This is a genomic window from Pseudomonas sp. OA65 (assembly GCF_017498305.1).
Taxonomy (GTDB): domain Bacteria; phylum Pseudomonadota; class Gammaproteobacteria; order Pseudomonadales; family Pseudomonadaceae; genus Aquipseudomonas; species Aquipseudomonas zanjanensis.
Window position 1 is genome coordinate 1 of sequence record NZ_JAGDEZ010000039.1, and the last position, 20,853, is coordinate 20,853.

Consider the following 20,853-nt stretch of genomic DNA (forward strand, 5'->3'; position numbering starts at 1 on the left):
CGGGGGTGGCCACACGAACAGGCAACGCATAGACGGGGAGGCGACGGGGTGGGAGGTGAAAGAGCACCCCCCCACCACCGGTGTGCGCCCCCCCCCCCGGTGGAGAGGGAGTTGGCCCAGGGGGGGCAGCAAGGCAGCACTGGGGGGACTGACCCGGCCGGGGGGTGTGTCAGGCTGATTATTGGGGGCTGCTGCGCAGACCAGCGGGAGCAAGCTCCCTCGCCACAAAAGCTCCGTTGCCACAAAGGCTCTCTAGGCACAACAAGCTCCCTGGCCACACAGCTTGATTCATCGGCATCGGGCACTGCCTCATTCGTCTTCTTCAGGAGTTCCACACAATGGATGCAATCATTCTCGACCTCGGCGGCGACATCAAGGGCGACAGCCTGCTGGAGGGTTTCACGGACAAGATCGAAGTCATGTCCTACAGCCATAACGTGGCCATGCAAGTCACCAACGACGTCAGCAACTCGGAGCGCACCTCCGGCCGGCCCCACATCGGCGAATTCACCCTGACCAAATTCGTCGACAGCTCCACCCCCACCCTCAATGAGTATTGCTGCGCCGGCAAGCCAATCCCGCAAGCCGTCATCACCATCGGCCGCAACGCCGCCGAGGGCAGCGGCAAACTCATGCCCTTCATCATCTACACCCTGACCAACGTCGTGCTGTCCAACGTCAGTGTCAGCGGCGGCACCGGCGGCAAACCGGTGGAAACCCTGTCGCTGAACTTCACCAAGATCAAATGGGAGCTCACCGCGCAGAAAGACGACGGCACCAAGGAAGGCACGGCCGGCACGACCTGGGACCTGGCCGCCAACAAAATGACCAAGTAAGGAAGCCGTGCCCATGGCTGGCTTCGGGCTGCGCCCGCCCCTGTTCGAACGCCTGGCCAGCCCGGCGGACGACAGCGGGCGGGCGTTCAACCGACAGGCGCTGCAAGACTCGGTGCATGCCGAACTGGCGCGCCTGTTCAATACCCGCCGCGGCCCACGGGCGCTGACCGAACCACCGAGCATCCTCGACTACGGCATCGCCGACTGGACCGCGCTGCAACAGCAGCGCAGCGATGACCGGCGCCAGTTGACCCGGGAAATTCGCCAGGCCATCACCCACTTCGAACCGCGCCTGCGCCTGGGCGAGATCGAAGTCTGCCCGGTGCCGGGTCACCCACAACAACTGTGCATACGGTTGTCGGGCGAGTTGCGCGGCGACCTGCATGCCTGGCCCGTGGCCTTTGTCATCGAGCACGCCGGCGACGGCCTTGAGGTGCGCCATGAGCGACTCGATTGATCCGCAACTCTTGGATTATTACCAACGTGAACTGACCTGGCTGCGGCATGCCGGAAGCCTGTTCGCCGAGCGTTATCCCAAGGTCGCCCGACGCCTGGAGTTGTCCCCCGGCGAGTGCCCCGACCCCCACGTCGAGCGCCTGCTGGAAGGGTTCGCCCTGCTGGCCGCACGCTTGCAACGGCGGCTGGACGACGACTACGCCGAGTTCAGCGATGCCCTGCTTGAGCAGCTTTACCCGTTGGCCATGCGGCCCTTGCCGTCGTGCGCCATCGTGCAGTTCGAACCCGACCCGAGCAAAGGCAACTTGAACGAGGGTTACCCACTGCCCCGCGACACGCCGCTGTTCGTCACCACCGACAAAGGCCAGAGCATTCATTTCCGCACCACCGCCGCTGTGCATTTGTGGCCGCTACAGGTCAGCGAAGCATTGCTGCTGGGCAGCGATGAAGCCCAGGCATTGACCGGCGTGGTCCAGGCCCGCTCGGCCTTGCGCCTGGAATTGCGCTGCCTGGGGGAAAGCCAGTGGTCAACGCTGGGGATCGACTCGCTGCGGGTGCACCTGGCGGCGTCACCGATGATCAACGCCGGGCTGTACGATCTGCTGGGCGCCCACGCCATCAAGGTCTTGGCCGGCGCGCCGGGAAGCGTGCCGGAACCGTTGGCAGGCCTGCCGCAGATCGTCGGCTTCGCCAGCGACCAGGTCTTGCTGCCAGACGAAGACGGCGTGCACCCTGGCATGCGCCTGCTGGCCGAATACTTTGCCTTCCCGGACAAATTCAGCTTCTTCGACCTGCCCTTGGCCGGCGCCACCAGCGACAGCCAATCGTTGTACCTGTACATCGTGTTCGACCGCGCACCCAGCAGTCGCCTGCCGCTCCAGGCCAGCGACATCGCCCTGGGCTGCACGCCGGTGATCAACCTGTTTCCCCGCACGTCCGAACCGCTGCGCCCGGACGGCACCCGTAGCGAGTACCGGCTGGTGGCCGACAGTCATCGGGAAAACAGCGTCGAGATCCACAGCATCCGGGGCATGCGCGCCATCTCCAGCCAGGGCGTGCGCAAAGTGCCGGCGTATTACGGCAGCCAGCATGGCAACGAGCAAACTTGCTACTGGCATGCGCGCCGGGTCAGTGGCATGAGCCCGAACCGCCTGGGCACCGACTTGATGATCAGCCTGGTGGACACGCAGTTCGACCCGTTGGCCGACACTCGCGACTACAGCCTCACCGCCGAACTGCTGTGCACCAACCGCCACTTGGCCCAAAGCCTGCCGGCCGGCACGCCCCTGGGTTTCGAGCGCCCGGGACCGGTGGCCTGGGCGCGCCTGCGCAACCCACCCAGCCCGCAAAGCCTGCCGCGCCTGGACGGTGAATCGCGCTGGCGACTGGTGTCGCAACTGACCCTCAACCATCTGTCACTGGTCGAAGGCCCCCAGGCACTGGACGCGCTGCGCGAGATTCTCGAGTTACACAACCTGCGGGATGAGGCCAGTGCTCACCGCCAGATCGAAGGGGTCGCGGGACTGGGCTGCGATCGGGTCATCGCCCATGTTGGCGAAGACGCCTGGCGCGGTTGGCGAAACGGCCTGGAGGTGCGCCTGCAACTGGATCCGCAACACTTCGTCGGCAGCAGCGCGGTGCTGTTCTCCGGGGTGCTGGCGCAGTTCTTTTCCCTTTACGCCACCGCCAATCGCTTCGTGCGCACCGTGCTGGTCCAGTCCGACAAGGAGGTGAAGACATGGCAACCCCAAGCCGGCAAACCCCTGGTGCTCTGACCCTGAGCGAACGGTTGCGGCGCGACCCGCAACGCTTCGAATGGCTCCAGGCCTTGCTGTTGCTCGAACGCGAACATCCCCAGGCCGAACCCCTGGGCAGCGGCACCGCGCCGCACGCCGAAGCCTTGCGTCTGCGCGGGCCGTTGACCCCGCTGTTCGCCGCCAGTGAAGTGGAGAGCCTGGGCCAGGAACCCGGCCTGCCGCCCACGTTGACCACACCGATCTTCGGCCTCGGTGGCCCGGACGGTCCGCTGCCCTACGCCTACCAGGAATGGCTGCAACAACGGGCGCGGGCGAAGGACCATGCCCCGGCGGAATTCCTCGACCTGTTCCAGCATCGCCTGCTCAGCCTGCTGTACAAGGTGATGCGCAAACATCGCATCGCCCTCGGTTTCACGGCGCCAGGTGCGTCCGCCGTACACGCACAACTGCGCGCGTTGACCGGCCTGCTGCCCAAGGCCTTGCAGGAACGCCAGGCCGCACCCGACTCCGCGGTCCTGGCCTGCACCGCGCTGTATGCCGATGGCCGGCGCTCCCTGGAGGGGTTCGCGGCGATTGTCCGTGAACAGTTCGGCTTGCCCGTGGAACTGAGTGCCTACGCAGGTGGCTGGCGTGAAATCCCGCCGGCCAGCCGCAGCCGCTTGCAACCGGGTGGGCGCAACCTGCGCCTGGGCCGCAACGCCGTGGCCGGCACCCGGGTCTGGGACGAACACGCTGGCGTGCGCCTGACCCTCGGCCCGCTGAGCACAGCCCAGGCCAGTGGATTGCTGCCCACCGGGGAAACCCATCCGTTGCTCGCCAGCCTTTTTGCCTTGTATTTCGGCCCTGACCTGGATTGCACCCTGGTGCTGCTGGTCCGCGGCACCGGCCCGCTGCAATTGAGCCGTCAGGCCGCGCCACGACTGAACTGGAACGGTGGCCTGCAACGCCAGCCGAGCCTGGCCGTGCAACGGATCGAAACCCGCCTTCGTCAGCCGGAGATCGCCTGAAATGGAACTGGCCAGCCTGATCGGACGCCTCAACCCCGACAACCGCCGGGCCCTGGAACGGGCTGCACAACGCTGCCTGCAGCGCAGCCACCATTACGTGGAAATCGAACACCTGCTGTTGGAACTGCTCGACATCGAGGGCGGTGACTTCGCCTGCCTGCTACCGCGCTTCGGCCTGGAACGTGACGCGGTGGCCGCGGAAACCAACAAGGCCCTGGACCTGTTCAAATCTGGCAGCACCCGCACGCCCGCTCTGTCGGCGCAGACCATCGGCCTGTTGGAAGATGCCGTGGTCCAGGCCAGTGTGCTGGGCCTGGACAACATCCGCTCCGGGCTATTGCTGCTGGCCCTGCTGGACCGTGACGAACGCCGCAGCCTGTTGCTCAACAGCGCCTCGTCGTTGCTGCGCATTCCCCGCGATGCCCTGCGCGCCCATCTATTGGAATGGACCGAAAGCTCTCGTGAACATGTCGGTGGCGTGCGCCCGGCCAAACCCGGCGAGGCCCCCCAGAAACAGGACCCGGTGCTGGACCAGTACACCCAGGACCTGACCGCCGACGCCCGCAACGGCCGCATCGACCCCATCGTCGGGCGCGACGGCGAGATCCGCCAGTGCATCGACATCCTCCTCAGGCGCCGGCAGAACAACCCGATCCTGGTGGGCGCGCCGGGCGTCGGCAAGACCGCCGTGGTGGAAGGCCTGGCCCTGCGCATCGCTGCCGGGGATGTGCCGCCGTCGTTGCAGGAAGTCACCCTGCGCGTACTCGACCTGGGCCTGTTGCAGGCCGGTGCCGGGGTCAAGGGCGAGTTCGAGCAGCGCCTCAAGGGCGTGATCGACGCGGTACGCAGCGCCGAAAAGCCGATCATCCTGTTCATCGACGAGGCCCACACGCTGATCGGCGCCGGCGGTGCGGAGGGCGGCAGCGACGCGGCCAATCTGCTCAAGCCAGCGCTGGCCCGGGGTGAACTGCGCACCCTGGCCGCCACCACCTGGCTGGAATACAAGAAATACTTCGAGAAAGACCCGGCCCTGGCCCGCCGCTTCCAACTGGTTCAAGTCGAGGAGCCGGACGAACTCACTGCCGTGGAAATGCTCCGGGGCGTGGCGAGCAAACTGGAACAGCACCACGGCGTGCAAGTGCTCGACGCGGCCATCCACGAGGCGGTGAAGCTGTCCCACCGCTACATCTCCGGACGCCAGTTGCCGGACAAGGCCATCAGCGTGCTCGACACCGCCTGCGCCCGGGTTGCCCTCGGCCAGCACGACGTGCCACCGCCGCTGGAAAGCCTGCGCCACCGGCAGAACAGCCTCAAGGATGAAGTCGAACGACTGCGCCGGGAACAGGCCACCGGTCTGGATCATCGCGAGCGCATCACCTTGTTGGAAAGCGAATCGACCAGCAACGTGCAGGCCATCCGCGAGCTGGAAACCCGCTGGGGCGAAGAGCGCGAAGCCGTGCGCGAACTGCTCGACACCCGGCGCGAACTGCTCGCCCTGAGCGAACGCGCCGACAGTGAAAAAGCCGACACCGAGATCGATAACCGCATCGACCACCTGGCCGCCGAACTGCTGCGCCTGGAGGCGGGCCTGGATGCCATTCGCCAGGACGATCCGCTGGTGCCCGAACAGGTGGACAGCAAGACCGTCGCCGCCGTGATCGCCGGATGGACCGGTATCCCGGTGGGCAAGATGCTCGCCGATGAAGCCCATGCCGTGCGCACCCTCGGACAGCGCATGGGCCAGCGAGTCATGGGCCAAGGCACCGCGCTGAACACCATCGCCCAACGCCTGCAAGCCTACCGCGCCGGTCTCACCGACCCGCAGAAACCGGTCGGTGTGTTCCTGCTGGTAGGCCCCACCGGCGTGGGCAAGACCGAAACCGCCTATGCCCTGGCCGATGCCTTGTACGGCGGTGAACGCAACCTGATCAGCATCAACCTCTCGGAGTACCAGGAAGCCCACACCGTCAGCCAACTCAAAGGCGCCCCGCCCGGCTACGTCGGCTACGGCAGCGGCGGCGTGCTCACCGAAGCGGTGCGGCGCAAACCCTATTCCGTGGTGTTGCTGGATGAAATCGAGAAGGCCCACCCGGACGTGCTCGAAGCTTTCTACAACGTTTTCGACAAAGGCGTGATGGAAGACGGCACCGGCCTGGTGGTGGATTTCAAGAACACCGTGATGCTCGCCACCAGCAACGTCGGCGCCGAACTGCTGTTGGACACGCCAGTGGCGCAACTGGGCAGCGACGCCTTCAACGAAGCCTTGCACAAGGTGCTGCTGCAAGCGTTTCGCCCGGCGTTTCTGGCACGGATGACGGTGGTGGCGTACCGGCCGCTGGATGAAGCGACGCTGGAAGGGATTGTGTTGGCGAAGTTGGAGAAATTGCGCGGGCGCTATAAGGCGGCGACGGGCAAGCAGTTCGAATTCGATGCGGGAATCGTCAAGGCTGTGTTGGCCAAGTGCAGCGCGGCGGGGGCACGGGATGTCGAGAATGTGTTGATGACACAGGTGACGGGGAAGTTGGCGGAGTGGGTACTTGAGTAAGGAGCAGGCTCATGCGAATCGGTAGCTTCAACGTTGAAAAAAACGGCAAGTCTTCCACCCTGGAAAAGCAAACCCAAGTGGACATCTTTCTCTACAACTGCTGCTCCAGTAATTACTGGGATGCGGACATCGTTTTCTTGTGTGAAATACATTCGGCACAAATCGACAACTACCGCTCGAACCTGGCGGCCATCTACAAGAATTACAGTGTCTATGCGTTTACGGGCGGCTACTCGAACGCCTACATCGTCATGGTCAAAAGCTTTGAGCAACTGCAAGTGATCAGCCAAGGCAGTCTGTTTACCCTGAACCGGGACCTGATTGCGGTAGAGGCCAACGGTGTGAAGGGCTATACCGGCTACGTGTTCCTTGCGCACTTCAAGTCCGGCCAGAACGGCGTGACCAAGAGCCAACTGAAATCCTGCACAGCCCTGGGCGGGAAATGGGTCGCGACAGGTGACCTGAACCTGGATTATCAAAACGTAGGGCAGCTCGATACGGCGGGGCTTGCCTATGAGTGCTGGAACGGCCAGCAGACCCAGAGCAAGGGCGGCATTCTCGACTGGGTGCTGGCATCGGTGGACGTGAAGGTCGTGCCGGTCGACATCTCCGGACTTGCCCATGTGTTCGATATGTCCGGCCCCGATCATCGCCCCATCCTTTTCGATGTGACGAGTTGAACGACAACGCTCGCCGTTTTTCACACCCTGCCGAGGACGCTTGATGCCCCGCGCCACCGACAGCAACACCACCCTCTCCCTCACCGCCACCTCGCTGTCGGCGCTGTACCCTGAATCGCTGTCCGGCGAAGAACGCCTCAATGCCTTGGGCTCGCACGTTCTCAACGGCATCAATGACGGCGCCTCGCTGGACCTCACCACGGCCGTCGCCAGTCACGTGACCACGACGCTGCACAAGGAGGCCTTGCTACGCCCGCTGGATTGGCTGGTGGCCGAGATCCGCCAACTTCCGGCCGATGCTACCGCCGAGCGCTATCAACTTTTGCTCCGGCCATGGCTTTGGTGGCTGAGCCTGGCCAGCAACAACCGAGTGTTCCAGAACCTCGCCACGTCGGGCATCGTCACGACGATTTTCAAGGCCCACGGCTTCACCGATTTCCAACTCAAGCTCACCGGTAGCTACACACCCCGCGAGTACTGCGTGCAGTACGGCGAAACCGACCTGGCCTTTGTCTCGCGCCTGCTGGAAGAGGATGGGATCTTTTGGTTCTTCAGCCACGAAGACGGCAAGCACACACTGGTGCTGGCCGACAGCAACGATGCCTTCACGCCCATTCCCAACGGGCCGACGGTGAATTATCTCGGGCAAAAACTGGGCGAGCGGGAACTGCACGGCATCCGCGCAGGGCAAGTGTGCTTGCAAGCGGTGGCCGGGATTTACCAGGCCACCGATTATGAGTTCACCACGCCGACCACCTCGCTCTTCAGTCAGGCCGAATCCGTGGCCGGGCCGAGTTCGATGTATGAACATCCGGGCAGCTATACCGCCAAGGCCCAGGGCGATGCGCTGACCAAACAGCGGGTGGACGGCCTGCGCAGCCAGGAAAAACGTTTCGTTGGCGAAAGCGATTGCCGCTGGCTGGTGCCGGGGTATTGGTTCACCCTCGCCGGCCATGAAGACACGACGTTGAATATCGATTGGGTAGTGACGTCGGTCAGCCATGAAGCCAGCCACGACAGCTATCGCAATCGCTTCGAGGCTATCCCCAAGGCCACGGCGTATCGACCGGCCCGCATCACGCCAAAACCGCGCATGCACACCCAGACGGCCGTGGTGGTGGGCAAGGCCGGCGAAGAAATCTGGACCGATGAATACGGCCGGATCAAGTTGCAGTTTCCCTGGGACCGCACCGGCAAGAACGACGAGACCTCCTCCTGCTGGGTGCGTGTGGTCTTGCCCTGGAGCGGCAAGGGCTTCGGCATGCAGTTCGTGCCGCGCATCGGCCAGGAAGTCATCGTCACCTTCATCGACGGCGACCCGGATCGCCCTCTGGTCACCGGCTGCGTCTACAACGGCGACAATGCCCTGCCCTACGCGCTGCCGGCAAACCAGACCCAGTCCGGGATCAAGACCAACTCGTCCAAGGGCGGCGGCGGTTTCAACGAGTTGCGCTTCGAAGACAAGAAGGACGCCGAGGAGGTGTTTCTCCAGGCTCAGAAAGACTTCAACATCAACGTGCTCAACGACACCACTGCCACCGTCGGCCACGACGAGACCCTCACGGTGCAGAACGCCCGCACCCGCACGGTGAAGGACGGCGACGAAACCGTCACCCTGGAGAAGGGCAAGCGCAGCGTGACCATCCAGACCGGCAGCGACAGCCTCGACGTGAAGGACACCCGCACCGTCACCGTGGGCTCGGACCAGACCCACAGCACCGGGGGCAACTACGACCACAAGGTCACCGGCAACTACAGCCTGACCGTGGACGGCAACCTGACCATCAAGGTCAGCGGCACCCTGACCTTGCAAAGCGGCGGCAGCTTCGCCATCAAGAGTGGCGCGGACCTGGCGACCCAGGCCAGCACCTCCATCAGCCAGAAAGCCGGCACGGCCCTGAGCAACCAGGCCGGGACGTCATTGGAAAACAAGGCCGGCACCACCCTCACCAACGACGCCGGCATCAGCCTGGTGAACAAGGCGGCCGCCGAACAGACCGTGGACGGCGGCGGCATGCTGACCATCAAGGGTGGCCTGGTGAAGGTCAACTGATGGGAGCGCAACGATGACCACAAAAAGACTGGACCTGGAACGCGACGACAGCCGGCTGGACGGGCATCTGGTCGATGGCCGGCTCGACGGCCCGCTGCAGATCGAAGAAGCCCAACGTCCGCAAGCGAAGCTCAACTACAGCCAAGGTGAACTGCAAGGCACCAGCACGTTGTATCACCCTAACGGCAAGGTCTCGGCGGTCTTGCCGTTCGTAAAGGGAAAGTTGCAGGGCGTGGCGAGCTTTTACGCAGCCGAAGGCGGCTTGCAACGTCAGGCCACGTATCGCCGTGGGTTGTTGCACGGTGAGGCGAACAACTACTTCCCCGACGGGCAACTGGCTGAAGCGGAGGTCTATCGCGACGGCGTGCGCGACGGCCGCTATCGCCGCCTGCACCCCAACGGCAATCAGGCGGTCGAAGCCCGCTACCTCAACGGCCAATTGCTGGAACCGGCCCAGGCCTACGCCGACGACGGCCGCCCATTGGACGCCGAGGGCAAACCCATCTCCCGGCTGCGCTGGTGGTTCAAGCGCTGGAACGACCCTGCATAAGCCTGCTGTGGGAGCGAGCTTGCTCGCGATGGCGGTGGGTCAGCTTGCATCAATATTGACTGTACCGCCGTCTTCGCGAGCAAGCTCGCTCCCACAGGGGATCTGTGGTGGACATCAAATTTGTATGCACTGAAGAGTGAATGTGGGAGCGAGCCTGCTCGCGAAAGCGGTGGGTCAGCTTGCATCGATATTGACTGTACCGCCGTCTTCGCGAGCAGGCTCGCTCCCACAGGGGATCTGTGTTGGACATAAACTTTGTGTCCACTGGAGAATGAATGTGGGAGCGAGCCTGCTCGCGATGGCGGTGGGTCGGTTTGCATCCATAGCACATGTGCCGCCCTCACCCGGCGCACTGAATGCCCATACCTTTTGCTGGGGTCCATCACGCTAAAGCGCCTGCGCAACATACCCACGTATGGTATCGGGCGCGGTCCAACGGGATGCAGACTCATTCTCCAGCGACAGCCCTTTCTCATGCCGAGAGAGGCGGCGCTCGCACAAGCCACGACCCAAGCCATCGGAGAACGACCATGACCACGCAATTGAACGCCCCTGCTGCAAAGAATGGAATGCATCCAGATTCAACCATGAGCTTGCGCGCGACCTCATACGAGGAGTTGGTCCCTTCGCGCTACGCCCTGAAGATTGGCGAGATCGACGTGCTGGTGGTCAGCGATGGAGTACTGCCGCTGCCGACCTCGACGATGTCCACCAATGTCGATCCAGCCGCCCGCGCGGCCTGGTTCAAAGAAATGTTCCTGGGCCCGGACGCTTTCGATTGGGCACTGAACGTGCTGGTAGTACGCAGCGGCGCGCAAACCATACTGGTCGATGCCGGGCTCGGCGGGCAGTTCCCTGGCTTCCCGCGGGCCGGGCAGTTCCCCAAGCGCCTGGCTGCCGCCGGCATCGACCTGGCTTCAGTGACCGACGTGGTGATTACCCACATGCACATGGACCACATTGGCGGGCTGCTGGTGGATGACGTGAAGAGCCGGCTGCGTCCAGACCTGCGGATCCACGTGGCTGCGACCGAAGTGGCGTTCTGGGCCGCGCCGGACTTCTCCCTCACCTCCATGCCCTCGCCGGTACCGGACGTACTGCGTGCCACCGCCACGCAATTCATGAACGACTACCACGACAAACTGCGCACCTTCGAGGAAACCTATGAGGTCGCCCCGGGCGTGGTGGTCAAGCGCACCGGCGGCCATACCCCAGGGCACAGTGTGGTCCACGTAACGTCCGGCGAGGAGCGCTTGACGTTCGCCGGCGATGCCTTGTTCCCGGTCGCCTTCGACCATCCCGATTGGCAGAACGGTTTTGAACATGACCCTGAAGAATCGGTCCGTGTTCGGATCCGCCTCATGCAAGAAGCGGCGGCATCCGGCGAGCTGCTGGTCGCTACTCACCTGCCGTTCCCCTCCGTTGGCCGGGTGGCGGTCAACGGTGACGCCTTTCGCTGGATAGCGGCCTTCTGGGACTACTGAGTACACGTCGGGGCGGGCCGGCGCCCAAGCAGGACGCTGGCCCGAACCGGAGGATCAGCCGGCGGGACGCTCGTTGATCGTGCTCGCAGCCTGGAACAGGATTTGCGCCACAAAATCGATTTCCTGCTCGGTGATGATCAGCGGCGGCAGGAAGCGCACGGTCGCGCCGTGGCGGCCGCCCAGCTCGACGATCAACCCGTGCTTCAGGCAGGCCTGTTGGAAAGCCTTGGCCCGAATCGTGTCCACCGGCGGATGGCCCTGTACGTCTGGAGTACCCTGCGGGTCGACGATTTCCATGCCGAGCATCAAGCCGCGCCCACGCACATCGCCGATCCAGGCGAACTCGCTTTGCAGTGCCTGCAACTGCTTTTGCAGGTGAGCGCCCACCGTTTCAGCGTGCTGGACCAAGCCTTGATCGCGGATGAAACGCAAGGTCGCGGTACCCGCCGCCATCGCCAACTGATTGCCACGGAACGTGCCCGCGTGGGCACCCGGCTGCCAGACGTCCAGCGACTCGTGGTAAACCATCACCGACAGCGGCAGCCCGCCGCCAATGGCTTTGGACAAGGTGATGACGTCCGGCGTGATCCCCGATTGCTCGAAGCCGAACATCCGCCCGCTGCGGGCAATGCCGCACTGGATCTCGTCGACGATCAACGGAATGCCGTGGGCCTGGGTCAACCGGCGCAGTTCCTGCAGCCAACGGTCCGGCGCGGCGATCACCCCGCCCTCGCCCTGGATCGGTTCCAGGATCATCGCCGCGGGTGCGGTCACCCCACTCTCCGGGTCGTTGAGCAAGTGCTCGAGGTAGCGAACGTTCAACGTGACTGCTTGGTCGCCGGCCACTCCGAACGGGCAACGGTAATCATGAGGGAACGGCAGGCGCTGCACCCCGGGCATCAACGCACCGAGGGCATTCTTGGGCGACAGGTTGCCGCTGATGGCCAGCGTGCCCAGGGTCATCCCGTGATAAGCCCCTTCGAACGCCAGGATGGAATGCCGCCCCGTGGCGGTACGGGTCAACTTGAGCGCGGCCTCGACCGCATCGGCACCACTCGGGCCGCAGAACTGAATGCGTGCGTGGCGAGCGAACTCGCTGGGCAGGCAAGCGAAAATTTCTTGGACGAATGCGTCCTTCACAGGCGTCATGAGGTCGAGGGTGTGCATCGGCACACCGGCCGCCATGACCTGGGTGATGGCTTCGACGATCACCGGGTGGTTGTGCCCAAGCGCCAGGGTTCCGGCACCAGCCAGGCAATCAACGAACACTTGCCCCCGGCTGTCCTGCACATAAATGCCATGGGCTTTCTCAAGCACCAGGGGAATGCGTCGCGGGTAACTGCGGGCGTTGGACTCCTGCTGTTGTTGACGCTCCAACAGCGGCGTCGAATCGAGGCAGTAAGGGCTCGACAGACCGGTGTGCAACAGGCGTAGCTGTAGCGCGCCACCTGCTGTGGCATTCGAAAAAGCACTCATGATTTCCTCCATGGAGGCTGGGTTTGGAAGGGAACGAACAGCCTGGAAACAAACATCCGAAACGTTGCAGGACAGGCGCGGGGAGATTGCCTCCCCGCGCCTGGGGTTACATGTTGTAGCTTACATGTCGTAGCGCAGGATCATCCCCACCGTGCGCGGTGCGCCGACGTCGATGATGTCGTCGTTGCGGTTGTTGGTGACGTATTCCTTGTCGAACGCGTTCTTCACGTAGGCGGAGACCGCGACGTTCTTGGTGACTTTGTACTCGGTGTTGAAATTCACCAGCACATAGGCGTCGCTCTTACGTTCACCCGTGACTTTGCCGTTTGCGTCGAACTCGTACTCCGAAGGCGCGGTGCTCTGATAGACAATGTCCGTGCCGAAGATCAGGCGATCGTCGAAGCGATAGACACCACCCACCGAGGCCTTGTATTTAGGCGCGTAGAGGAACGCCTCGCCACTCCTGTTCTGACCACTGTCAGAAACGAAATCCTTGTATTTGCTATCGGTAATAGCGCCACCGACATTCAGGGTCAGCTGTTCGGTGATGTCTTTTTCGACGAAGACTTCCAAGCCCTTGATGTCACTGCGACCAGCGTTATAAATATCAATAACGTTGCTACCGGCTTGGCGCACGCTGACCTGCTGATCTTTCCAATCCGTGTAATACAGGTTGGCGCGGGTACGCAGGGTCTTGTCGAAGAACGAACCACGATAGGACAGCTCGTAGTTGGTGGTGTATTCCGGATCGTAGGCCTGGTGACCACTACCGGAGCGCAGGTTGACACCGCCACCGCGATAGCCTTTCTGCACCATGAAACCGAGGTACTGGTCGGTTGCCAATTCGTAGTCGATGCCGAGTTTCGGCAGCACCGCATCAAACGATTTCTTGATTTTCTCGGGAACGAAGCGGCCGTCTTCCTCGATGTCGGTATCGTTCGTCTCATGGTCGTAACGCAGGCCGGTGATCAACGTCCAGCGCGGGGCGAACGTCCAGTTGACTTCACCGAACACTGCCTTGTTTTCAATCTTGGTGTCACCCTTGACGGTACGAACCAAAACGTCATCGAACAACAACCGGTCGTGGAAGTTGTTGGTGTTGTGGCCATAGTAGGCACCGACGAAACTCTTCACCGTATCCGAGTCGTAATTCAGACGCAGCTCCTGACTGAACAGGTTGCCGTCTTGCTTACGCAGAACGACCTCGTTGTCCACCGCATTCTGGTCAAAGTCCAGACGGTTGCTGTAGTCCGTACTGGTATTGGCGGTCATGCTCGTCAACGACCAGGTATCGTTCAGGCGGTAGTCCACCTTGGCGCTGAGAGTGTCCTGCTTGAGGTTGTCGTAGGCCTCGGTATTGGACGCGATGTCGTAATAGCTCGGCTTGCCATCGGCGCCGCGCATCGTCGAGCGGTCACCCTGGCGATGTTCGCTGTGGGCGTAGGTCAACAGGACATCGGTGTCGTCATTGGGCAGGATCAGCAATTTGCCGCGGGCGTTGCTGGTGCGACGCGGGTTGGCGTCTTTATCGAGCGTGGTGTTGTCGATGTAGCCGTCACCGTCGGAATAATCCACGGCGATACGGCCGGCGATCTTTTCATCGACGATGGCTCCGCCACCGGCCACGGCCGCGCCGTGCTCACCGTAGTTGCCCACGTTGGTCTGGGCCGAGAAGCTCGGTTCGAAGGTTGGGTTCTTGGTGCGGATCACCACCGCGCCGGCCAGGGAGTTACGGCCTTGGGTGGTGGATTGCGGGCCAAGGAAAACCTCGACCTGCTCGGCATCCCAGAGCGGGACCGGGCTGAGGGTCAGCGCGCGGTTCGGCTGCACGGCGCCGTCGACATACACCGACACCGCGCCGTTGAGGGCCGCCGGGCCCTGGTCGTCAAAACCGGACACGGGCACGCCACGGATACCCCAGTTCTCGTTGCCGGCCTGGCTATAGACGCCGGGCGTACGGGCAAACACATCCACCAGGTCCTTGTCGCCGTGCTCACGCAGGTTCTTGTCGGTGACGACCACGACGCTGGACTGGGTTTTCTCGAGGGTACGGTCGATCTTTTCACCGGTTACGGTGATAGGAGCGATCTCCATCTTGGCGGCTTCTTCAGCGGCCCAAGCGACGTTGCTCAGGCCGATGGCCGACCCCACAGCCAACGCAATTGTGTTCTTTTTGAAATTCACGCCCCACTCCCCTGCGACAGATATTTTTGGTTTTCTTGAGCTGGCCGAAGGCTGTATGGCGCCAGCGGAGCGGAGTCTAATCCAAAAAAAAAATTAAATAAATAGTATTGATAATCCCTCTCATTTGTACCTAGTATGTCGTCTTGTATCGCCTTACATACATTACAGACGAGTCCTACAACACTGACCGCTGCCCTGCTTTCAAGGTCTTGTGACTGGTCGAAGACGCTATAAGAGGATGCACAAGGATGACCTCAATCGAACACCTGAACGGGCGTTCCGAGCTTTTTTCAATGGCGCCCACGGATGCAAGCGCCCAATCGCTACCCGTGCTGGTGCAGGGGACATCGGGACAGTCGATCCACGATCTGGACGCCTCTATCCGCGACAGCGTGGCCCATGCCCTGACCACCGTTGGCGGCGTGTTGTTTCGCGGTTTCACCGTCGCCACCCCCATCGACTTCAAGCGCTTCGCCGCCAGCTTCGGCGCGCCGCTGGCCAGTTACGAGTTCGGTTCCACGCCGCGTAGCAAAGTCTTCGCCGGGATCTACAGCTCCACCGAGTATCCGGCCCATCAATTCATTCCCTTGCACAACGAGCAGGCCTACACCCGCCCCTGGCCTTCACGCATCTGGTTCCACTGCATCAAGGCCAGTGAAACCGGTGGCGAGACCCCGATCGCCGACAGCCGCCTGATCTACCAGCGCATGCCTGCCGAGATCCGCGAGCTGTTCGCCAGCCGCGAGCTGCTTTATGTACGCAACTACAGCGGCGCCCTCGACCTGCCCTGGGAAAAAGTCTTCAACACCCAGGACCGCGCCCAGGTCGAACGCTACTGCCAGGACAACGACATCGAGTGGGAATGGAAAGCCGATGGCGACCTGCGCACTCGCCAACGTTGCGCCGCCGTACAGCAGCATCCCGAGACCGGCGAATGGGTCTGGTTCAACCAGGCGCACCTGTTCCATGTCTCGGCGATCGAACCGAGCGTACGCGCCAGCCTGCTGGCGGCGGTGGGTGAAGAGAACCTGCCGCGCCATGTCTATTTCGGCGACGGCTCGCCGATTGCCGACGACCTGCTCGACACCGTGCGCGAGGTCTACCGCGAGACTGCCGTCAGTTTTCCCTGGCAGCCCGGCGATATCCTGATGCTCGACAACCGACTGGTGGCACACGGTCGCAATCCTTTCACCGGTGACCGCAAAGTCATCGTGGCCATGGCGTGAATTGCACATGTTTTCTTTCGAACACTGGATCGACGTGCTGGAAACCAACGCCCAGCACTTCCCTCAGCGTGCCGCCCTGCATTTTCTGCCGGACGGCGTAGCGATCGGCGAAACCCTGACCTTTGCCCAACTGCACGAACAATCCCGATCCCTGGCGGCCGCGCTGCAAGCGCGTTATGCCCCGGGTGATCGCGTGCTGTTGATGCTGCCCAGCAGCCTCGACTACGCCCGCGTCTTCTGTGCCTGCCTCTTTGCGGGGCTGATTGCCGTGCCGTTGTTTCCACCGCCGTCGCGCAAACCGCGTCACCTCGACCGCGTCCGTAACGTGGTGGTGGATGCCGAGCCGGCGCTGATTCTCGCCCCGGCGGAGTATTGCGAAGGCTTGCTGGAACTGGTGGAGGGCCGCGTCGATGTCCTGACCGTCCAAAACCTGGACACGCCACCGGCCAGCCAATGGCAACGCCCGACCATCGACGGTTCGACCGTGGCCTTCCTGCAATACACCTCGGGTTCCACCGGCTCGCCGAAAGGCGTCGAGGTGCGTCAGCGCAACCTGATCGCCAACGTCGAACTGATGCGCCAGGCCTACGATTTCGACGAACACGGCGCCATGGTCAACTGGCTGCCGCTGTACCACGACATGGGCCTGATCGGCGGCATGCTGGCCCCGCTCTACAGCGGCATGCCCTGCTACCTGATGGCGTCCCAGACCTTCGTCAATGCACCGTCGACCTGGCTGCAGGCGTTGAGTCGCTACCGCGCCACCGCCAGTTTTGCCCCTAACTTCGCCTATGCCCTGTGCAACCGCGTGGTCAGCGACAACCTGATCGCGCAGCTCGACCTGAGCGCCTGGAAACACGCGATCAACGGCGCCGAACCGATCCACCCCGGCACCCTCGAAGCCTTCGCCCAACGCTTTGCCGCCTGTGGTCTCAACCCGTTGGCCATCAGCCCCGGTTATGGCCAGGCCGAAGCGACCCTGTGCGTCAGCGCCACGCCGGCCGACGCGCTGCCGGTGGTGCTGCGCCTGGACAAGGGCGTGCTGGAAGCCGGCCGCGTAGCGCTGGCGGCTGACGATGCCGCCGCCGTGGAGTTCGTCGCCTGTGGTTACCCGCAAGCCTTGCACAGCATCGCCATCGTCGACCCGCACAGCTTCGAGCAATGCGCCGCCGATCGCATCGGCGAAGTCTGGCTCAAGGGCCCGAGCAACGCCGAATCCTACTGGAAGAATCCCGAAGCCACTCGCGAAGCCTTCGAAGCCCGGATCGTCGGTTCGTCGGAGCATTACCTGCGCTCCGGCGACCTGGGTTTCATGCACGAAGGCCAAGTCGTAATCTGCGGACGGCTCAAGGACCTGCTGATTCTCAATGGGCGCAACCTCTACCCCCACGACATCGAATTCGCCATTACCGATGCCGAGCCGGGCATCCGCACCGGACGCATTGCCGCCTTCTCGGAAATGGACCCGGCGTTGGGCCGCGAGAAGTTGGTGATCGTCGCCGAGCCGCAACGCAAGTTCGTCGACCCGGCGCATCACCCGGCGCTGTTCGCGTCGATGCAAAACGCCGTGCGTGAAGCCGCCGACTGTGGCATCGACCAGATTGTGCTGGTGCAAGCCGGCACCATCCCGATGACCACCAGCGGCAAGATCGCCCGTCAAGGCGCGCGCAAGCAACTGGCCGCGGGCACGTTGAGCATCATCGCCCAGAGCGGTGCAACGCTGGCTTCGAACGGCGAGGTCCTGGACCTTGTCCAGCTCAAGCACCTGGCGAGCGAAACACCGCAACAGGCCCAGGCCGCCTGCCGCCGATGGCTGGAACAGACGCTGCACGCGGTCAATCCATATTTCTGCGCCGACTTCGACCTCAGCCTGATCGGCCAAGGCCTGGACTCCATCGGCGTGGCCGACTTCGCCGCGCGCCTGCACAAGGACCTGGGCTGGAACCTCGATACCCAGAATTTGTTTGGGGAAACCACCCTGGGGCAATGGGCGCTGGCCCTGCAAGCGTTCCTGAATGAACCGGCGCCGACGGCTGAGACTTCGATCCAGCAGGCCAACCTCAGCCAGGGGCATCAATCGTTCGCCCAGCGCCGGCTGTGGTTCCTGCGCCAACTGAACCCGGACGACACCCGCCACAACCTGGTACTGCATCTGCGCCTGCAAGGTCCGCTGGACATCGAGGCGCTGGCCCTGCGCCTGAACACGCTGGTGCAGCGGCATGGCGTGTTGCGCACGGTGTACCGCGACGGTGTCGAGGGCCCACAACAACAGGTGTTGCCAGCCACGGCGGTCGCGTTGGTCCATCATGATCTGCGTGAACAGAGCGAAGCGCAGCAACAACAGACGCTGAGCGAGCGCCTGGCCCACGAACACGTCACCCCTGTCGATCTGCAAGCCGGCCCGCTGCTGCGGGCACAGTTGCTCAGCCGACATGAGCAACAGCATGACCTGCTGCTGACCCTGCACCACATCGCCTTCGACGGACGTTCGGCGCAAGTGCTGCTGGCGGAACTGGCAGGCTCGACAGACGCCGCGCTCCCGGGGCAATACCTCGATTTCGCTCAGTGGGAAGCCCGGCACTGGAGTGAACAGCGGATCGCCAGCGAGCAGGACTTCTGGCGCGAACACCTGGCCGGCATGCCCCAGACCTTGGAACTGGGCGGCAACGGCCAGGCCCCGGGCGAACACAGCCTGGACTTCAACGTGCCCCAGGCCCGCTGCGAGCATTTGGCAACGCTGGCCCGGGAACAAGGCATGACCCTGTTCATGCTGTTGCTCGCCAGTTACCAACTGGTGCTCAAGCAACTGGGTGGCCAAGCGCAATTTTTGCTGGGCACCGACGTCAGCGGCCGGCCACTGGCCGAACACAACGACGTCATCGGTTTCTTCGTCAACCAGTTGACCCTGCGTTGTGACGTGCGTGGCGAAGCGACCCTGGGCAGTTTCCTCGGGCAGGTTCGCGATGAAGCGCGCCTGGCCTATGCCCATCAAGGCCTGCCGTTCGACCTGGTGGTCTCGGCCCTCGCGCCGCAACGCCGGCCCGGTCACTCGCCGCTGTTCCAGGTCAAGCTCAACTATCAACCGTCACGGGTGACCCCGACCGCCATCGCCGGCGCGCAGTTGTCCGCACTGGACGTGGCCCAGGCACCGGGGGATTTCCACCTGGTGCTCGACCTGGTGCACGGCCACGAAGGTCTCGCCGCGACGCTCAAGTATCGCGGCGAATACTTCGACCAAGGCCGTGCCCTGCGCCTGCAACACCTGTGGACGTGCCTGCTGGAGCAACTCCCCAGCCTGCTGGACGAGCCGTTGCCGGCGCTGGCCGAGCGCATCGACAGCTGGGACCAGGCCTTTGCCCGTGAGCGGCAACAGTCCCAGGCGCTGGCCGGTCGCAGCCAGATGATGCAAGCCAAACGTCGCTCCTTGTCCCTTTAACCGAGTCGGATGCTGTTATGTCTATCGTGCCCCCATCGCCCCGCGCCCTTGGCGCCGTGCGTCGCAAAGCCATGAACGTCTCGGAACAACAACTGGTCACCGAGCGCCTGCTCAGCCCGGATCACGCCCTGCCCCTGGTGATCGAGCCGGCGGTCAGTGGCGTCGACCTGGTGGCCTGGGCCGCCCGGGAACGCGAGTCGCTGGAAAAGAAGCTGCTGCAGTACGGCGCCCTGCTGTTCCGTGGTTTCAACGTCGCGTCCGTCGAGCAGTTCGACCAGGTGATCGCCGCGCTCTCCCCCGGCGCGCTGGAATACATGTTCCGCGCCTCGCCCCGGACACGGGTCGGCGGCAACATCTACACCTCGACCGACTACCCGGCCGACCAGATGATTTTCCCCCACAACGAGCACTCCTACTCACCACGCTTCCCGTTGCGGCTGTTCTTCTACTGCCAAGTGCCGTCCGAGACCGGTGGCGAAACCCCCATTGGTTCGACCCGTGCCGTGAAGGCCAGGATCAGCCCGCAGATCGAAGCGCGGTTCCGGGAAAAAGGCGTGCTGTACGTGCGCAACTACGGCGACGGTTTCGGCCTGCCATGGCAGACCGTGTTCCAGTCTGAAGACCGCGGCGAAGTGGAAGCCTACTGCGCCAGCGTCGGCATCGACGTGGAATGGAAAGACAACAATCGCCTGCGCACCCGCCAACGCGGACCGGCCGTGGTGCGCCATCCGCGCACCGGCGAAGAAGTCTGGTTCAACCACGCCACGTTCTTCCACATCAGCACCTTGCCCGGGCGGATCCGCGATTCGCTGCAAAGCAACTTCAACGACCTCGACCTGCCCACCAACACTTTTTATGGCGATGGAGAACCGATCGAGCCACAGGTCCTGGAGTCGCTACGCGCGGCCTACCTCGACTCGCTGGTGCGGTTCAGTTGGCAACAGGGGGACGTGTTGTTCATCGACAACATGCTCGCCGTGCACGGTCGCGAACCCTTCACTGGCAAGCGCGCCATCATGACCGGCATGGCTGAAGCCTTGCTGTCGAGCGACGTTGCCGTCTGACATTCAACGGGTCCACCCGCCGTTCGCAGGAGGCTTGCCCGACCTATGTCCAGCAAGCCCCGGCGTCTGTGCGGTGATCCAGGCTCAAGCCCTTTTCCA

Annotated in this window: 14 protein-coding genes; 12 read left to right on the forward strand and 2 right to left on the reverse strand. The window is 63.3% G+C overall.

From position 1 onward, the window contains the following. The first annotated feature begins 338 nt into the window (after positions 1-338). The 9 genes from J3361_RS24085 to J3361_RS24125 all read left to right on the forward strand — a co-directional run bounded on the left by J3361_RS24085 (position 339) and on the right by J3361_RS24125 (position 11,368). Positions 339-836 carry an Hcp family type VI secretion system effector gene (locus tag J3361_RS24085; RefSeq protein ID WP_046063980.1) on the forward strand — a complete coding sequence of 166 codons (498 nt, stop codon included), beginning with the start codon at positions 339-341 and terminating at the stop codon, positions 834-836. 13 nt (positions 837-849) lie between these two features. Next, a complete protein-coding gene (tssE, locus tag J3361_RS24090) occupies positions 850-1,293 on the forward strand; it encodes a type VI secretion system baseplate subunit TssE (RefSeq protein WP_207966632.1) in 444 nt (147 codons plus the stop codon). Then, positions 1,277-3,067, forward strand: coding sequence for a type VI secretion system baseplate subunit TssF (gene tssF / locus J3361_RS24095; RefSeq protein WP_207966633.1), 1,791 nt, complete (start codon positions 1,277-1,279; stop codon positions 3,065-3,067). Before tssE ends, tssF begins: the two co-directional genes overlap by 17 nt. Further along, positions 3,031-4,056, forward strand: coding sequence for a type VI secretion system baseplate subunit TssG (gene tssG, locus J3361_RS24100; protein ID WP_207966634.1), 1,026 nt, complete (start codon positions 3,031-3,033; stop codon positions 4,054-4,056). The genes tssF and tssG overlap by 37 nt, the downstream gene beginning before the upstream one ends. 1 nt (position 4,057) lies before the next feature. Beyond that, the gene (gene tssH / locus J3361_RS24105; RefSeq protein WP_207966635.1) at positions 4,058-6,601 is read left to right on the forward strand and encodes a type VI secretion system ATPase TssH; all 2,544 of its coding nucleotides are present in this window, start codon (positions 4,058-4,060) and stop codon (positions 6,599-6,601) included. Positions 6,602-6,612: 11 nt separating this feature from the next. After that, positions 6,613-7,281 (forward strand): endonuclease/exonuclease/phosphatase family protein, encoded by a 669-nt coding sequence (locus J3361_RS24110; protein ID WP_186704834.1) that lies wholly within the window; start codon positions 6,613-6,615, stop codon positions 7,279-7,281. 43 nt (positions 7,282-7,324) lie between these two features. Beyond that, positions 7,325-9,334, forward strand: coding sequence for a type VI secretion system tip protein TssI/VgrG (tssI, locus tag J3361_RS24115; RefSeq protein ID WP_207966636.1), 2,010 nt, complete (start codon positions 7,325-7,327; stop codon positions 9,332-9,334). Between the two features lie 13 nt (positions 9,335-9,347). Continuing rightward, complete coding sequence (locus J3361_RS24120) at positions 9,348-9,884, forward strand: toxin-antitoxin system YwqK family antitoxin (protein ID WP_207966637.1); 537 nt, start codon at positions 9,348-9,350, stop codon at positions 9,882-9,884. Positions 9,885-10,471: 587 nt separating this feature from the next. Beyond that, complete coding sequence (locus J3361_RS24125; RefSeq protein ID WP_243459004.1) at positions 10,472-11,368, forward strand: MBL fold metallo-hydrolase; 897 nt, start codon at positions 10,472-10,474, stop codon at positions 11,366-11,368. A 54-nt stretch (positions 11,369-11,422) separates the two neighbouring features. On the opposite strand, the gene J3361_RS24130 is transcribed toward J3361_RS24125, so the two are convergent. Both J3361_RS24130 and J3361_RS24135 read right to left on the reverse strand, forming a co-directional pair. After that, positions 11,423-12,844, reverse strand: a complete 1,422-nt coding sequence (locus tag J3361_RS24130; protein WP_207966639.1) for a diaminobutyrate--2-oxoglutarate transaminase — start codon at positions 12,842-12,844, stop codon at positions 11,423-11,425. A 120-nt stretch (positions 12,845-12,964) separates the two neighbouring features. Next, positions 12,965-15,028: a TonB-dependent receptor gene (locus tag J3361_RS24135; protein ID WP_207966640.1), complete on the reverse strand. Its 2,064-nt coding sequence runs from the start codon at positions 15,026-15,028 to the stop codon at positions 12,965-12,967. 248 nt (positions 15,029-15,276) lie between these two features. Here J3361_RS24135 and J3361_RS24140 point away from each other — a divergent pair, with 248 nt between their 5' ends. The 3 genes from J3361_RS24140 to J3361_RS24150 are packed head-to-tail and all read left to right on the forward strand — an operon-like array spanning position 15,277 to position 20,754. Then, positions 15,277-16,254 carry a TauD/TfdA family dioxygenase gene (locus J3361_RS24140; RefSeq protein ID WP_207966641.1) on the forward strand — a complete coding sequence of 326 codons (978 nt, stop codon included), beginning with the start codon at positions 15,277-15,279 and terminating at the stop codon, positions 16,252-16,254. A gap of 7 nt (positions 16,255-16,261) precedes the next feature. Beyond that, positions 16,262-19,690, forward strand: coding sequence for a condensation domain-containing protein (locus tag J3361_RS24145; RefSeq protein ID WP_207966642.1), 3,429 nt, complete (start codon positions 16,262-16,264; stop codon positions 19,688-19,690). A gap of 17 nt (positions 19,691-19,707) precedes the next feature. Continuing rightward, positions 19,708-20,754 (forward strand): TauD/TfdA family dioxygenase, encoded by a 1,047-nt coding sequence (locus tag J3361_RS24150; RefSeq protein WP_207966643.1) that lies wholly within the window; start codon positions 19,708-19,710, stop codon positions 20,752-20,754. Positions 20,755-20,853: the final 99 nt, after the last annotated feature.

Bases quoted from the DNA above. Each gene is read 5' to 3' on its own strand.
- J3361_RS24120 (WP_207966637.1), top strand. From the start codon at position 9,348: ATGACCACAAAAAGACTGGACCTGGAACGCGACGACAGCCGGCTGGAC.
- tssG (WP_207966634.1), top strand. From the start codon at position 3,031: ATGGCAACCCCAAGCCGGCAAACCCCTGGTGCTCTGACCCTGAGCGAA.
- tssE (WP_207966632.1), top strand. From the start codon at position 850: ATGGCTGGCTTCGGGCTGCGCCCGCCCCTGTTCGAACGCCTGGCCAGC.
- tssH (WP_207966635.1), top strand. From the start codon at position 4,058: ATGGAACTGGCCAGCCTGATCGGACGCCTCAACCCCGACAACCGCCGG.
- J3361_RS24085 (WP_046063980.1), top strand. From the start codon at position 339: ATGGATGCAATCATTCTCGACCTCGGCGGCGACATCAAGGGCGACAGC.
- J3361_RS24130 (WP_207966639.1), bottom strand. From the start codon at position 12,844: ATGAGTGCTTTTTCGAATGCCACAGCAGGTGGCGCGCTACAGCTACGC.
- tssI (WP_207966636.1), top strand. From the start codon at position 7,325: ATGCCCCGCGCCACCGACAGCAACACCACCCTCTCCCTCACCGCCACC.
- tssF (WP_207966633.1), top strand. From the start codon at position 1,277: ATGAGCGACTCGATTGATCCGCAACTCTTGGATTATTACCAACGTGAA.
- J3361_RS24145 (WP_207966642.1), top strand. From the start codon at position 16,262: ATGTTTTCTTTCGAACACTGGATCGACGTGCTGGAAACCAACGCCCAG.
- J3361_RS24140 (WP_207966641.1), top strand. From the start codon at position 15,277: ATGACCTCAATCGAACACCTGAACGGGCGTTCCGAGCTTTTTTCAATG.
- J3361_RS24125 (WP_243459004.1), top strand. From the start codon at position 10,472: ATGAGCTTGCGCGCGACCTCATACGAGGAGTTGGTCCCTTCGCGCTAC.
- J3361_RS24150 (WP_207966643.1), top strand. From the start codon at position 19,708: ATGTCTATCGTGCCCCCATCGCCCCGCGCCCTTGGCGCCGTGCGTCGC.
- J3361_RS24110 (WP_186704834.1), top strand. From the start codon at position 6,613: ATGCGAATCGGTAGCTTCAACGTTGAAAAAAACGGCAAGTCTTCCACC.